At 48.3% G+C, this 13,995-nt stretch carries 9 protein-coding genes, 2 tRNA genes and 2 rRNA genes; 4 read left to right on the top strand and 9 right to left on the bottom strand.

What is annotated here, in order from left to right; all coding sequences use genetic code 11:
* Positions 1-2: 2 nt before the first annotated feature.
* Complete coding sequence (lpcA, locus tag EQP46_RS06915; RefSeq protein ID WP_129492961.1) at positions 3-581, bottom strand: D-sedoheptulose 7-phosphate isomerase; 579 nt, start codon at positions 579-581, stop codon at positions 3-5.
* Between the two features lie 287 nt (positions 582-868).
* Between lpcA and fadE the strand changes: the two genes are divergently transcribed.
* On the top strand, positions 869-3,319 hold the full coding sequence (fadE, locus tag EQP46_RS06910; protein WP_129492960.1) for an acyl-CoA dehydrogenase FadE: 2,451 nt from the start codon (positions 869-871) through the stop codon (positions 3,317-3,319).
* 111 nt (positions 3,320-3,430) lie between these two features.
* Here fadE and EQP46_RS06905 read toward each other — a convergent pair whose 3' ends face one another.
* Both EQP46_RS06905 and dnaQ read right to left on the bottom strand, forming a co-directional pair.
* Positions 3,431-4,711, bottom strand: coding sequence for a TIGR03503 family protein (locus EQP46_RS06905; RefSeq protein ID WP_129492959.1), 1,281 nt, complete (start codon positions 4,709-4,711; stop codon positions 3,431-3,433).
* Entirely contained in the window at positions 4,708-5,445 is a 738-nt protein-coding gene (dnaQ, locus tag EQP46_RS06900) for a DNA polymerase III subunit epsilon (RefSeq protein ID WP_129492958.1), read from the bottom strand. Before dnaQ ends, EQP46_RS06905 begins: the two co-directional genes overlap by 4 nt.
* Positions 5,446-5,496: 51 nt before the next feature.
* On the opposite strand from dnaQ, the gene rnhA reads away from it, so the two are divergent.
* On the top strand, positions 5,497-5,964 hold the full coding sequence (rnhA, locus tag EQP46_RS06895) for a ribonuclease HI (RefSeq protein WP_129492957.1): 468 nt from the start codon (positions 5,497-5,499) through the stop codon (positions 5,962-5,964).
* A gap of 45 nt (positions 5,965-6,009) precedes the next feature.
* Here the strand turns inward: rnhA and EQP46_RS06890 are convergent, their stop codons facing one another.
* Positions 6,010-6,744, bottom strand: a complete 735-nt coding sequence (locus EQP46_RS06890) for a methyltransferase domain-containing protein (RefSeq protein WP_192545485.1) — start codon at positions 6,742-6,744, stop codon at positions 6,010-6,012.
* Between the two features lie 28 nt (positions 6,745-6,772).
* Between EQP46_RS06890 and gloB the strand changes: the two genes are divergently transcribed.
* Positions 6,773-7,531 (top strand): hydroxyacylglutathione hydrolase, encoded by a 759-nt coding sequence (gloB, locus tag EQP46_RS06885; RefSeq protein WP_129492955.1) that lies wholly within the window; start codon positions 6,773-6,775, stop codon positions 7,529-7,531.
* A 71-nt stretch (positions 7,532-7,602) separates the two neighbouring features.
* A complete protein-coding gene (locus EQP46_RS06880; RefSeq protein WP_192545484.1) occupies positions 7,603-9,171 on the top strand; it encodes a lytic transglycosylase in 1,569 nt (522 codons plus the stop codon).
* A 67-nt stretch (positions 9,172-9,238) separates the two neighbouring features.
* On the opposite strand, the gene EQP46_RS06875 is transcribed toward EQP46_RS06880, so the two are convergent.
* From EQP46_RS06875 to EQP46_RS06855, 5 genes are all read right to left on the bottom strand, one after another.
* Positions 9,239-10,084 (bottom strand): endonuclease/exonuclease/phosphatase family protein, encoded by an 846-nt coding sequence (locus EQP46_RS06875; RefSeq protein WP_129492954.1) that lies wholly within the window; start codon positions 10,082-10,084, stop codon positions 9,239-9,241.
* A 359-nt stretch (positions 10,085-10,443) separates the two neighbouring features.
* Positions 10,444-10,520: transfer RNA gene (locus EQP46_RS06870), tRNA-Trp, on the bottom strand.
* Between the two features lie 36 nt (positions 10,521-10,556).
* Positions 10,557-10,633: transfer RNA gene (locus EQP46_RS06865), tRNA-Asp, on the bottom strand.
* A 66-nt stretch (positions 10,634-10,699) separates the two neighbouring features.
* A 5S ribosomal RNA gene (rrf, locus tag EQP46_RS06860) occupies positions 10,700-10,815 on the bottom strand.
* Between the two features lie 96 nt (positions 10,816-10,911).
* Positions 10,912-13,802 (bottom strand): 23S ribosomal RNA (locus tag EQP46_RS06855).
* Positions 13,803-13,995: the final 193 nt, after the last annotated feature.

Here is a 13,995-nt window from a genome sequence, read left to right as displayed (position 1 = left end):
AATTATTTTTCCATTTCTTTTTCAACAAGCTGAATCAGGATGTGGATGATCTTGATGTGCACTTCCTGAATACGGTCAGCATAACCAAAATGCGGTACACGGATTTCAATGTCCGCCAGTCCAGCCATTTTACCGCCGTCTTTACCTGTCAGCATGATAGATGTCATGCCTTTGGCTTTTGCTGCTTCAATCGCGCGAAGAATGTTGCCCGAATTGCCAGATGTCGACAAACCAAACAAGACATCGCCTTTCATGCCTACCGCTTCAAGGTAGCGAGAGAATACAAATTCGTAGCCAAAGTCATTACTCACACAGGAGATATGGCTAGGGTCTGAAATCGCAATCGCAGGGTAACCTGGACGGTTTTCGCGATAACGACCTGTCAATTCTTCAGCGAAGTGCATTGCGTCACAGTGGGAGCCACCGTTACCACATGAAAGCACTTTACCGCCTGCTTTAAATGAATCCGCCAGCAGCTTTGCAGCAGCTTCAATGTTCGCAATGTTCTTTTCGTCTTTTAGAAACGTGTCTAGCACGCTTGCAGCTTCCGTCAGCTCAGAGCGAATAAGGTCTTGGTACATGGGCTATTCTCTTTTTTTATGTTGGATGACACGGGGCAAGCCGCCCAAATATCTGTCGAGCCAGTGTACCTGTAAACACTGGAAGCTGTCGATATTCCCATGACGGTTGTGATTGTTGTTTGAAAACAATCAACTGAAAAACGCGTTAGAGTAATTTCTCTAACGGATGAAAGACGGAGCACATTTTTACCGGTCATTGTTTTACATTCTTGCAAAAACCTGCTTACAATTAAGTGGTATGACCTCTTACCATTTAGTGACGGGTTGCTGGAGAAGGAGAACCGAAAATGGCAACAACCCTATACCTGATTACGTTTGCCGCCATCATGGCTGTGATGGCTTACCACCGTGCTGGCTTGAAGCTGTTTACTGCGCTCGCTGCTGGTTTGTTAATTGTTGGATCAATCATGGGCATCGTGGGACAAGTCACGTGGCTTATTTTTGTTGCCATCGCGATCCCATTGAACGTGAAATCTTTCCGTGAAAGCTGGTTAAGTAAGCCGGCGTTGAAAGCATTCCGTGGTGTGATGCCTGAAATGTCACAAACGGAAAAAGAAGCCATCGATGCGGGTACGGTTTGGTGGGAGGCGGATCTTTTCCGTGGCGCGCCTGATTGGAACAAACTCCATGACATTCCTGCACCGAGACTCAGCGCGGAAGAACAAGCGTTCTTGAACGGTCCAGTTAACGAAGTGTGTCGCATGGTGAACGAATACCAAGTGACGCATGAGCTGGCTGATTTACCGCCGAACGTTTGGCAATACCTGAAAGACAATAAATTCTTCGCCATGATCATTAAAAAAGAATACGGCGGCTTGGAATTTTCAGCGTATGCGCAGTCTTTGGTATTACAAAAACTGACCGGTGTATCAGGCGTGTTATCGTCAACCGTTGGCGTACCTAACAGCTTGGGCCCTGGCGAACTGCTCCAACACTATGGTACAGAAGATCAAAAGAATCATTACTTACCCCGCCTTGCTGAAGGTAAAGAGATCCCGTGCTTTGCATTGACGAGTCCTGAAGCGGGTTCCGATGCGGGTTCAATCCCTGATGAAGGGTTTGTGACTAAAGGCATGTGGCAAGGCAAAGAAGTGCTGGGTATGTCGATTACCTGGAACAAGCGCTATATCACGCTCGCCCCTGTTGCGACCGTGCTGGGTCTTGCCTTCAAGCTGAAAGACCCAGAAGGTCTATTAGGTGACACCAAAGATCTTGGTATCACTTGTGCGTTGATTCCGACCGACATTGAAGGCGTTGAAATTGGCCGCCGTCACTTCCCACTAAACCTGCCTTTCCAAAACGGTCCAACAAAAGGCGAAAACATTTTCGTGCCTATTGATTTCATCATCGGTGGCGCGGAAATGGCCGGACAAGGTTGGAGAATGCTGGTTGAGTGTCTGTCTGTTGGTCGAGGTATTACCTTGCCTTCAAACTCGACGGGCGGCTTAAAAACTGCTGCGTTGGCAACCGGGGCTTATGCACGTATTCGTCGTCAGTTCAAATTGCCTATCGGTAAAATGGAAGGCATTGAAGAGCCATTGGCACGTATTGGCGGTAATGCTTATGTGATGGATGCGGCTAGCGCCCTTACTGTTGCCGGTATCGATTTGGGTGAGAAACCCTCCGTTATCTCTGCCATTGTTAAATACCACTGTACCCATCGCGGCCAGCGCAGCATCATCGATGCGATGGACGTTGCGGGTGGTAAAGGCATTTGTATTGGTCCGAAAAACTTCTTAGCTCGTGGCTATCAAGGCGCACCGATTGCCATTACGGTGGAAGGTGCAAACATCCTCACACGTTCGATGATCATCTTTGGACAAGGTGCGATTCGCTGCCACCCCTTCGTATTAGCAGAAATGGAAGCCGCTTACAAAGACGATGAAAAGCAAGCTCTAGCAACGTTTGATCAGGCGCTGTTTGGCCATGTTGGCTTCGTCATCAGCAACCTAATGCGTTCGGTCTGGTTAGGCCTTACAGATGGTCGTACTTCAAAAGCGCCACGTAAAGATGCAACCACTCGTTACTTCCAGCAAATGAACCGCTACAGCGCCAATTTGGCACTTCTTGCGGACATTTCCATGGCTGTTCTTGGCGGTAACTTGAAGCGTAAAGAACGCCTTTCTGCGCGCCTCGGTGATGTGCTTAGCCAACTGTACCTCGCATCGGCAACAATGAAGCGTTACGCTGATGAAGGCTATCAGAAAGATGATTTACCGCTTGTGCACTGGGGTATGCAAGATGCACTTTATCAAGCTGAAGAAGCTTTGATTGAGTTCCTCGCAAACTTCCCTAACCGCTTGGTTGCAGCACCATTGCGTGTCCTACTGTTCCCATTTGGTACACGCAGAACGAAACCAAGTGACAAGCTGGACGGCAAAGTGGCACAAATCCTTCAAACCCCAAGTGAAGCACGCAGCCGTATTGGTCGAGGCCAGTTCCTAGAGCCTTCAGAGCACAACCCTGTCGGTAAGATTGAGCAAGCACTGATGGACATTTTGACCGCGGAACCGATTTATCAAAAAATCGTTAAAGCGACAGGTCAAAACCTTCCATTTATGTTCTTGGACAAGGTGGCTGAAATTGGCCTGAAAGAAGGCGTGATTAACGATAAAGAAGCGGAGCAACTTCGCATTGCAGAGGAAGGGCGTTTAGAGACCATCAATGTTGATGATTTTGACCCTGCAGAACTTGCGGCTGCAGATACCACGCTAAACAATGTTATTCATGCTGCATAAGTAACATGTCGCTCACGCCGTTTAGGTGAAAAGCGAACCATAAAAAAGGAGAAGCCATGGCTTCTCCTTTTTTGTCTCTCACACTGCCGTTCGCGAATATTGTGGCTCAGTTTATGCCGCTTTATCTGATTCTTCAGGTGGTGCTTCCAGTTCCCCTTCCATCTCTGCAGCAAGTTTCTTGGCCTTGATCTTACGGATAATGAACCAAGTTAAAATCGCAAGCACAAGCAACAGGATGTTCCCGCCAATGATGGTAATCAACGCCATCTTGCGGTCTTCTTCACGCTGAATCGCCGCCTGCTTTTCTTCTTCAATGCGCGCACGCTCTGCTTCTCGCGCTTCGCGTTCTAACTTGGCTTGCTCTATCGCTTCATAGTCTGCAACCGCGAAGGTTTGCTCTGGCAACTCAAACACCAAAGGACGGCTTGAAAGCTTGTCTGTGCCGTACAACCATGCATGCCATTTATGGCGTCCTGGTACGTCGAAATTATCGATATCAACGGTCAGGCGGGTATAGTCTTTCGTTGCCTGCCCTTGATAGACAGAGGGCTTACCGTTGGAGTCGGTAAACTCGACATGGGTGGCAATGGTGCCGGGTTCAACGCTTGCCGTATCGGACTCTACCAAAAAGTGGTGTGGCAGGGCTTTCTTGCGGCTTTGTTTAAACGTGGCCATTAGCGGCGTGGGGTACACCAACACTTCTTGTTCAAGGGTACGGAAGAATACGCCATTGCCCGATGTAACGCGGGCGCGGTATTTCCCTGGCGGCACATTGATAGGCAGTTCTACGGTAAACATACCGTCACCCGCCACCTCATCAAGGCCAGCACCATCGTCTTTAAATTGTCCGAGAGATTGAGCTTGCGGGCGCTGATCAACGGGAATGCCTTCCACGCTCTCAATGAACTCAGTGAAAGTGACACCCAATTCAACGCTATCCAGAAAGTCTCTGAGGTTTAGGGGGTTGCCCGCTTGCATCAGTTGCGCGGTGAATTTGAGGGTTTCACCTTGGTAAAGGCGATCGGGGAAGGTGTCTACCTTCATGCTTAATTCAGACAGGATGCGGATTTTGTTCTCAGGCGTGACTTTGCCTATCGCCTGCCATGGTCCGGGCATGGGATTGAAAACGGAGACAATGTCCATGTCGGCCTCAGTGTGCCATGAGACATTGTCAGGGTGTCGCCATTCATAAAGCTTGGTTCCGTCCGGTTGTATCAGCACAACAGGACGGCTCGCTTCTTCACGGTAAATAACGAAAGCAACTTGAGTGATGGTGGAATCAATTCGGAATCGGTTGTTGAGCAACCGTATATCGCGATCAGATGTCTGCGCGGCCGATACGTTGAACGACATCAGCAAAACGAGCAGAAGCCCAGCCCACCCTCTTTTCATACAATCTCCTGTTGCCTCCACAAGCAGCTGCCATTTTTCTCAATGGTATCAAGCTGCGCGTTATGCTCTTGTAGTTCATCGGCCGATGCACGGATAATCTTTAGCGATTTCGTACCCGCTTCTACACGACGAATAGATTCGCCACTTTGTGAGTTCTCGTCACTGCCACTAAATGCCAGCGACGTTTGCCCACCGGTCATCAACAGATAAACATCTGCCAAGATCTCGGCATCAAGCAATGCGCCGTGGAGCGTTCGGTGAGAGTTGTCTATGCCATAACGTTCACAGAGAATATCGAGGTTATTTCGCTTACCCGGAAATATCTGCTTCGCCATCGCCAAGGTATCGGTGATCTTACAGAAGTCTTCTGTTTTACCGATACTTGGATCCAGCGTTTGGAATTCATGATCCATGAAGCCGACGTCGAAGGGCGCATTGTGCGCGACCATTTCAGCGCCTTTGATGAATTCCAAAAACTCTTTGTGAATCTCGCCATATTCAGGCTTATCAATTAAGAACTCATCGGTAATACCATGAACACCGATGGCCTCAGGATCGATCTCGCGATCTGGTTTGATATAGACGTGGAAATGCTTACCGGTGAGTTTGCGATTGATGATCTCAACGGCACCGATTTCAATGATTCTATGGCCTTCGTAGTGAGGGCCACCTTCACGGTTCATACCCGTGGTTTCTGTATCGAGAACGATTATTCTGTCGTAACTGGCTTTCATGGCGTCACTTGTGTCAGACTTGGCGATTAATTTACACAGATACTAACAAATATGGTCAAGCAGGTAGAAATTTTCACGGATGGTTCTTGTCTTGGTAATCCTGGACCTGGTGGATATGGCGTTGTTATGCGCTACAAAGCGCACGAAAAAGAGCTTAGTGAAGGCTTTGACCTAACGACCAACAACCGCATGGAGTTACTCGCTGCCATTGTTGGTTTGGCGACATTAAAAGAACCTTGTGACGTAACCCTTACGACGGACAGCCAATATGTACGCCAAGGCATTACGCAATGGATCCACAATTGGAAAAAACGCAGTTGGAAAACGGCAGACAAAAAGCCTGTTAAAAATGCCGATTTGTGGAAACGTCTAGATGAAGAAACTCAGCGCCATCGTGTGGATTGGCAATGGGTGAAAGGCCATGCTGGTCACCCTGAAAATGAGCGCTGTGACGTGCTCGCTCGAGCTGGCGCAGAAAAACCAACACAACCCGATACTGGCTACCAACCAAGCGAGTAACCCCATTCACAGGACGTTTCGTCCCTCACCTTTCGACCAACGTATTTAAATGTCGCCAGATCCCGTTCTGTAATTCACGCTGACTGGCGATAAACGCTTTCGCAACTTCCACTCGGGTTTTATCGGTTTCAATGGATATGTTCGCTTTCTTGCAACGATAAAATACAGTGAACCGATGGCAGGTAGCAGCCCAGAGCATGCATTTTCAAACCACACGCCGCACGTGCGGTGCTTTGTGGCAGGAATTAACCCGAAGCATGAGAGCTCGACGATTTCGTAATTTAATACGCCTAACCAGTCACGCACCCTCAACGGTGTAAACATCCGCCCATTCCAAGGCATTCGATTTTTACGCCAAGGGATCAGTCTCCCAATCCCCATGATACTGCTGGGGTTCACTCCCGTAATCACGAGATAGCCATCATCGATCATCACTCTGTCAATTTCGCGAAGCAGTCGGTGGGGATCATCAGAGTAGTCAAGCTGGTTTGCTAGCACACAAACGTCGAATGCTTTATCAACGAAAGGAAGGTCATAGTTTTCAGATTCGACATTGCGGAGAGGGTTTAACTTGTCGATACAGACTTGGTGCTGAATGTTACAATGACCACTTACTAACTCACAACTCAAGCCACCAAGCTTTAGCATGTGATAACCAAACATTTTGGGAAGCCACTCATCCAGACGCGTTTGAATGTGCGCGCACGCCCATTCGCCATGCGCGAATTGATCCCATGTATAAGGGTATTCTAGTGGACGTTGGCTGCGAGCTGGTTTCATAAATACTATGTTATAGCTGGAGAATGAAATGCTATCTGTATCAAGCATACCCGCATTCAATGACAATTACATCTGGCTGCTAAAAAATGATGACAATCATTGCGTTGTCGTCGATCCTGGTGATGCCAACCCCGTTCTGGAAACGTTACAAAACCTAGGGCTGACGCTTGATGCGATTCTGATCACCCACCATCACGCAGATCATGTTGGTGGTGTGGCAACGCTTAAAGCGGCCTTTCCCTCAATCACCGTTTACGGCCCGGACGCTGAACGCTTCCCTGATGTGACAAACCCTCTTAACGATAAAGACACTTTCACACTCTTCAATACCGCATTTCACGTTATGCATGTTGCCGGTCATACACTAGACCACATTGCCTATTACGCAGATGACATGTTGTTTTGTGGCGACACCTTATTCTCCGGTGGTTGTGGTCGATTGTTTGAAGGTACTCCTGCACAAATGCTGCATTCATTGTCTACTTTTTCAGCCTTGCCTGATAAAACTCGCGTGTTTTGCGCTCACGAGTACACAGAATCAAACTTGAAATTTGCACAAGCCATCGAGCCGAATAACACTGAACTGAATCAATATGTTGCTGAGGTTGCGAATTGGCGCTCACAAGGGAAAAGCTCAATCCCTAGCTCTATAGATAGAGAGAAAGCCATTAATCCTTTCCTTCGCGCACATCACCCCTCGGTGAAAGACGGGGTTAAACACAGAGCTAAAGATACGTCAGATCTAGAAACTTTCACCGCGCTAAGACGTTGGAAGGACGAATTTTGACATTAGTCACTTGTAAGCATTGCTATAGGCCGCTTATTATCAGCGGCTATTTTTTGAAAGGTTTCTAACACATGAAGTTCCGTTATGTATTAGTAGGATCGATGTTCCTCGCAGGATGCCAACTTACTGGGCAGGAAGACGTCGCCACCACGACTAATACGCCGAAAGAACCAGATGCGACGATTACACAAGGCGTTGCGGAAGCACCAGCTATTGTTGTTGAAACAAAGCCTGAAGCCCCTGTCGTGACGCCACAGAGCCAAGATGACGTTTGGGAACGGATCTCAATGCAGCTTGAAATGCCTGTACCTGACAACAAACGGGTAAATTACTATCGCAATTGGTATCTCAAGCACCCACAACACCTAAAAACTGTCGCCAAGCGCGCAGAGCCTTTTCTATTCCTTATCACAGAGAAAGTGGAAGCCCGTGGCATTCCGTTAGAAATCGCATTACTTCCTGTGGTGGAAAGCTCATTCGATCAATTTGCATACTCCCATGGTCGAGCCGCTGGTCTTTGGCAATTTGTGCCAGATACGGGTCGTCGTTTTGGCTTGGAACAAAACTGGTGGTATGACGGTCGCCGCGATGTGGTTGCCTCAACAGACGCTGCATTAGATCTGCTTGAGTACCTTCATAAGAAATTCGATGGCGATTGGTTACATGCGCTTGCAGCCTACAATACCGGTGAAGGTCGTGTATTCCGTGCTATTCGAAAGAATAAAGCTGCTGGCAAACCGACAGACTTTTGGTCACTCGACTTACCAAAAGAAACTAGTGGATATGTGCCTAAACTCATCGCTGTCGCGGATGTGGTGAAGCATCAAGATAAGTATGGTTTACCACTGCCAGCCATTGCTAATAAGCCCGTGCTAGATACGGTCGAGCCAAAGGTTCAAATGGACCTAGCGTTAGCCGCAAATTACGCGGGTTTGTCACTGTCTGAACTTCAAAGCCTAAACCCTGCTTACAACCATTGGGCAACCTCGCCTGATGGCCCGACCCACTTACTGCTGCCGAATGAGAAAGTAAGTCGATTTAAGCAGAAACTGGCTGAGAACAATAATCAGGGCATCAAAGTTACGCGCTACAAAGTGAAAAGCGGTGATTCCCTTGGCTTGATCGCTCAGCGTAACAACACCACAGTGAAAGTGATTCAGCGTGCAAACAATATGAAAAGTACGACCATTCGTGCTGGTCAGCATCTGATGATCCCTGTTGCGTTGAAAGACGAGAATCAGTATTCACTCAGCGCCCCTCAACGCTTAGCAAAACTAACAAGCAAAAAGCGTGGCGACTACAAAGTGTCTTATGAGGTGAAAAAAGGCGACAGTTTTTGGACGATCGCGCGCAAGTACGATGTGTCTCATAGCGCTTTAGCTCGCTGGAATGGCATGGCACCTAAAGATCCGCTTCGTATCGGCCAAGAGCTTGTTGTTTGGAAAAAAGGCGCGGAAGGCGAGCGTATTCGCACGATTGTTTATCAAATTCGTGAGGGTGACTCACTAAGTAGTATTGCTGCACGCTACAAGGTATCAGTCTCACAGCTAGTTGAATGGAACTCTCTTAAGAAGAATGCGTATATCAAACCAGGTCAAAAGCTGAAGCTGTATATCGATGTAACGAAAGTCAGCGCTTAGCACCCTATAGAAAAAACGCGATACATGTGTATCGCGTTTTTTTGTATCCAAAGAATGCTTAAACACATCAATTGACTTCAAACGAAAAATTCGCCGTCATCATGGCATGATCAGAGGCCGAAGTGCTTCGACTGCTCGCGTCATTCAACTCTAAGTCTCGATAGAAAATATGATCCAACGGCAAACTAAACACCTTTAAACGCGCATCAGTATTAAAGACAGCTTCTTTTAAACCAATGCGATTAAGCTCAGCCTTAACCGTCTTCAACCGCTTATCACTCCATGTATTGAAATCCCCAGCTACAATCACTGGGCCATCAAGCTTTATCACCGCTTCAACCAATGCATTGAGCTGCTCGCGGTAATCCTCTATCCCAAAGGTAAAATTAATACTGTGAATATTAATAACAGACAACGTTTGGCCATTTGATAACGGAAACTCGCTATACAAAGCACTTTTAGGCAAGCGTAAGTAAGGCTCTACTTTTGTGTAAGCACAGACTTTTTGAGGGACGAGTTCCGACAGCGTCATCACGCCTGCCACTTCATCATTTACAGAAAACGCAAATGCCTGATTACTGTGCCATTGGCGTGCTGAAATGTAATGCTGCAGATCTTGAGATGACTGTGCCTCTTGAAGAAGTATCAAAGAAGATGTTTTGGAGAGTGCCAACAGTTCATCTTCCCACCCATCCAACTGCTGCTTGTAAATATTCCATACAGCGATGCTCAATGGGTTACTCACATCAATGGAAGACGACACAGGATAGTTCAAACACCGCACGTCCTTCTGGCTACTTGCCAATCTGGGTGCTTCAGGCACTTCAAGCATGTCATAGATCCATACCGATATCGCACCAATCAGGGTCGCCGTGCCAAGAATAAGCCAACGTTTTTTTAGCGTTTTTTTCATTACAGATGTAGCCGTGTGATAACCAAAAGAAGTCTGTGAATCTCAGTGGATAGCCCAGCACATCCGCGGCTTCTCACACCTAAATTCTACCAGCTCATAAGCCTCTATCACCAATCTAAATATGAAACGCCCGCAAATAGACAGAAAGTTTTTATGAATTCGCAGAGTTAACGGGTAATAGCAAGTCGCATTCGACGGATAATTACGGCCTAGTATTTTCAAATGGGCGTGTAAATTAAGGCTTAGATGTTGGCAGAGAAGGAATGGCTCGGCCAGACTTGTGCTCCAGCTCCCAACATCACTTTGAAAAAGTGACTGAAACGAAAAAGGCTCCAGCATTTCTGCTGGAGCCTTAAATGTGGCAGGGGTGGAGAGATTCGAACTCCCAACACGCGGATTTGGAATCCGCTGCTCTGCCAATTGGAGCTACACCCCTGTAGTTATTTTAAAGACTTAACTCTGTCTGAATAAATGGCGGAGCGGACGGGACTCGAACCCGCGACCCCCGGCGTGACAGGCCGGTATTCTAACCAACTGAACTACCGCTCCACACGGTGATAAACAGTCTCCTGTTTATCCGATACATGTCGTTCAATACRCATATCTAAATTGGAAGCCTGGCGATGTCCTACTCTCACATGGGGAAGCCCCACACTACCATCGGCGCTGTTACGTTTCACTACTGAGTTCGGCATGGAGTCAGGTGGGTCCATAACGCTATGGTCGCCAAGCAAATTTGTTAAAATCTGGGAAAATTCTGACTAGCTTTGTGTCTCAACACACATTCAATGTTCTTCTTGAGTCCGCTAAAACCCCTTGGGTGTTGTATGGTTAAGCCTCACGGGCAATTAGTACAGGTTAGCTCAATGCCTCGCAGCACTTACACACCCTGCCTATCTACGTCGTAGTCTTCAACAACCCTTTAGAGACCTTAAAGGTCTAGGGATGACTCATCTTGAGGCTCGCTTCCCGCTTAGATGCTTTCAGCGGTTATCGATTCCGAACTTAGCTACCGGGCAATGCCACTGGCGTGACAACCCGAACACCAGAGGTTCGTCCACTCCGGTCCTCTCGTACTAGGAGCAGCCCCTCTCAATCATCCAACGCCCACGGCAGATAGGGACCGAACTGTCTCACGACGTTCTAAACCCAGCTCGCGTACCACTTTAAATGGCGAACAGCCATACCCTTGGGACCGACTTCAGCCCCAGGATGTGATGAGCCGACATCGAGGTGCCAAACACCGCCGTCGATATGAACTCTTGGGCGGTATCAGCCTGTTATCCCCGGAGTACCTTTTATCCGTTGAGCGATGGCCCTTCCATTCAGAACCACCGGATCACTATGACCTGCTTTCGCACCTGCTCGAATTGTCATTCTCGCAGTCAAGCGGGCTTATGCCATTGCACTAACCTCACGATGTCCGACCGTGATTAGCCCACCTTCGTGCTCCTCCGTTACTCTTTGGGAGGAGACCGCCCCAGTCAAACTACCCACCAGGCACTGTCCTCACCCCCGATAAGGGGGCTAAGTTAGAACATCAAACATACAAGGGTGGTATTTCAAGATTGCCTCCACACATACTGGCGTACGTGCTTCWAAGGCTCCCACCTATCCTACACATGTAGGCTCAATGTTCAGTGCCAAGCTGTAGTAAAGGTTCACGGGGTCTTTCCGTCTAGCCGCGGGTACACAGCATCTTCACTGCGATTTCAATTTCACTGAGTCTCGGGTGGAGACAGCGTGGCCATCATTACGCCATTCGTGCAGGTCGGAACTTACCCGACAAGGAATTTCGCTACCTTAGGACCGTTATAGTTACGGCCGCCGTTTACCGGGGCTTCGATCAAGAGCTTCTCCGAAGATAACCCCATCAATTAACCTTCCGGCACCGGGCAGGCGTCACACCGTATACGTCATCTTTCGATTTTGCACAGTGCTATGTTTTTAATAAACAGTTGCAGCCACCTGGTATCTGCGACTCCCGGCAGCTTAGAGAGCRAGTCTCATCACCGCTAGGAGCGTACCTTCTCCCGAAGTTACGGTACCATTTTGCCTAGTTCCTTCACCCGAGTTCTCTCAAGCGCCTTGGTATTCTCTACCCGACCACCTGTGTCGGTTTGGGGTACGATTCCTTATAACCTGAAGCTTAGAGGCTTTTCCCGGAAGCATGGCATCAATGACTTCAYYACCGTAGTRRCTCGACATCGTGTCTCAGTGTATAGCGTCCCGGATTTGCCTAAGACACCCACCTACGCACTTGAACCTCGACAACCGTCGCGAGGCCCACCTAGCCTTCTCCGTCCCCCCATCGCAGTTATAAGCAGTACGGGAATATTAACCCGTTTCCCATCGACTACGCCTTTCGGCCTCGCCTTAGGGGTCGACTTACCCTGCCCCGATTAACGTTGGACAGGAACCCTTGGTCTTCCGGCGAGGGAGTTTTTCACTCCCTTTATCGTTACTCATGTCAGCATTCGCACTTCTGATACCTCCAGCAKSCCTTACAGMMCACCTTCAACGGCTTACAGAACGCTCCCCTACCCAATATGCATAAAGCACATTGCCGCAGCTTCGGTGTATCGCTTAGCCCCGTTACATCTTCCGCGCAGGCCGACTCGACCAGTGAGCTATTACGCTTTCTTTAAATGATGGCTGCTTCTAAGCCAACATCCTGGCTGTCTGAGCCTTCCCACATCGTTTCCCACTTAGCGATAACTTTGGGACCTTAGCTGGCGGTCTGGGTTGTTTCCCTCTTCACGACGGACGTTAGCACCCGCCGTGTGTCTCCCGGATAGTACTTACTGGTATTCGGAGTTTGCAAAGGGTTGGTAAGTCGGGATGACCCCCTAGCCTTAACAGTGCTCTACCCCCAGTAGTATTCGTCCGAGGCGCTACCTAAATAGCTTTCGGGGAGAACCAGCTATCTCCGAGTTTGATTGGCCTTTCACCCCTAGCCACAAGTCATCCGCTAATTTTTCAACATTAGTCGGTTCGGTCCTCCAATTGATGTTACTCAATCTTCAACCTGCCCATGGCTAGATCACTCGGTTTCGGGTCTACTCCTAGCAACTACAACGCCCAGTTAAGACTCGGTTTCCCTACGGCTCCCCTATACGGTTAACCTTGCTACTAAAAGTAAGTCGCTGACCCATTATACAAAAGGTACGCAGTCACCCAACAAGTGGGCTCCCACTGCTTGTACGTACACGGTTTCAGGTTCTATTTCACTCCCCTCACAGGGGTTCTTTTCGCCTTTCCCTCACGGTACTGGTTCACTATCGGTCAGTCAGGAGTATTTAGCCTTGGAGGATGGTCCCCCCATGTTCAGACAAGATAACACGTGTCCCGTCCTACTCGTTTTCACGATAAAAGCATTGTCGTGTACGGGGCTATCACCCTGTATCGCTMMCCTTTCCAGAKKATTCCACTAACACTTAAACCGCTTAAGGGCTAATCCGGGGTCGCTCGCCGCTACTGCCGGAATCTCAATTGATTTCTTTTCCTTCGGGTACTTAGATGTTTCAGTTCCCCGAGTTCGCCTCCACACACCTATGTATTCAGTGTGGGATACGTGCTTATGCACGTGGGTTTCCCCATTCGGAAATCCCAGATTCAAATGGCTGTTACTGCCTTATCTGGGCTTATCGCAAGTTACTACGTCCTTCATCGCCTCTGACTGCCAAGGCATCCACCGTGTACGCTTAGTCACTTAACCATACAACCCCAAGAGGTCTTTATGTATGGACAAACAACCAAGGTGTTCTCGTTAAAGAACAAGTTCAAATTAATGAACGGTTTTTCGCCGGACTCAAATATGTTCATCACTTCCGAAGAAGGATGAAACCAAGAACACTTGAATGTGTTTGGTGTTAATTCAAAAGAATTAACGTTTTGAGAACTTTTGTTTC

The sequence above is a fragment of the Enterovibrio baiacu genome (assembly GCF_004120195.1).
GTDB classification, from domain to species: Bacteria; Pseudomonadota; Gammaproteobacteria; order Enterobacterales; family Vibrionaceae; genus Enterovibrio; species Enterovibrio baiacui.
Note: the sequence above shows the minus strand (reverse complement) of the source record. Positions and strands in the feature narration are given on the sequence as shown.

Bases quoted from the DNA above. Each gene is read 5' to 3' on its own strand.
- lpcA (WP_129492961.1), bottom strand. From the start codon at position 581: ATGTACCAAGACCTTATTCGCTCTGAGCTGACGGAAGCTGCAAGCGTG.
- fadE (WP_129492960.1), top strand. From the start codon at position 869: ATGGCAACAACCCTATACCTGATTACGTTTGCCGCCATCATGGCTGTG.
- EQP46_RS06905 (WP_129492959.1), bottom strand. From the start codon at position 4,711: ATGAAAAGAGGGTGGGCTGGGCTTCTGCTCGTTTTGCTGATGTCGTTC.
- dnaQ (WP_129492958.1), bottom strand. From the start codon at position 5,445: ATGAAAGCCAGTTACGACAGAATAATCGTTCTCGATACAGAAACCACG.
- rnhA (WP_129492957.1), top strand. From the start codon at position 5,497: ATGGTCAAGCAGGTAGAAATTTTCACGGATGGTTCTTGTCTTGGTAAT.
- EQP46_RS06890 (WP_192545485.1), bottom strand. From the start codon at position 6,744: ATGAAACCAGCTCGCAGCCAACGTCCACTAGAATACCCTTATACATGG.
- gloB (WP_129492955.1), top strand. From the start codon at position 6,773: ATGCTATCTGTATCAAGCATACCCGCATTCAATGACAATTACATCTGG.
- EQP46_RS06880 (WP_192545484.1), top strand. From the start codon at position 7,603: ATGAAGTTCCGTTATGTATTAGTAGGATCGATGTTCCTCGCAGGATGC.
- EQP46_RS06875 (WP_129492954.1), bottom strand. From the start codon at position 10,084: ATGAAAAAAACGCTAAAAAAACGTTGGCTTATTCTTGGCACGGCGACC.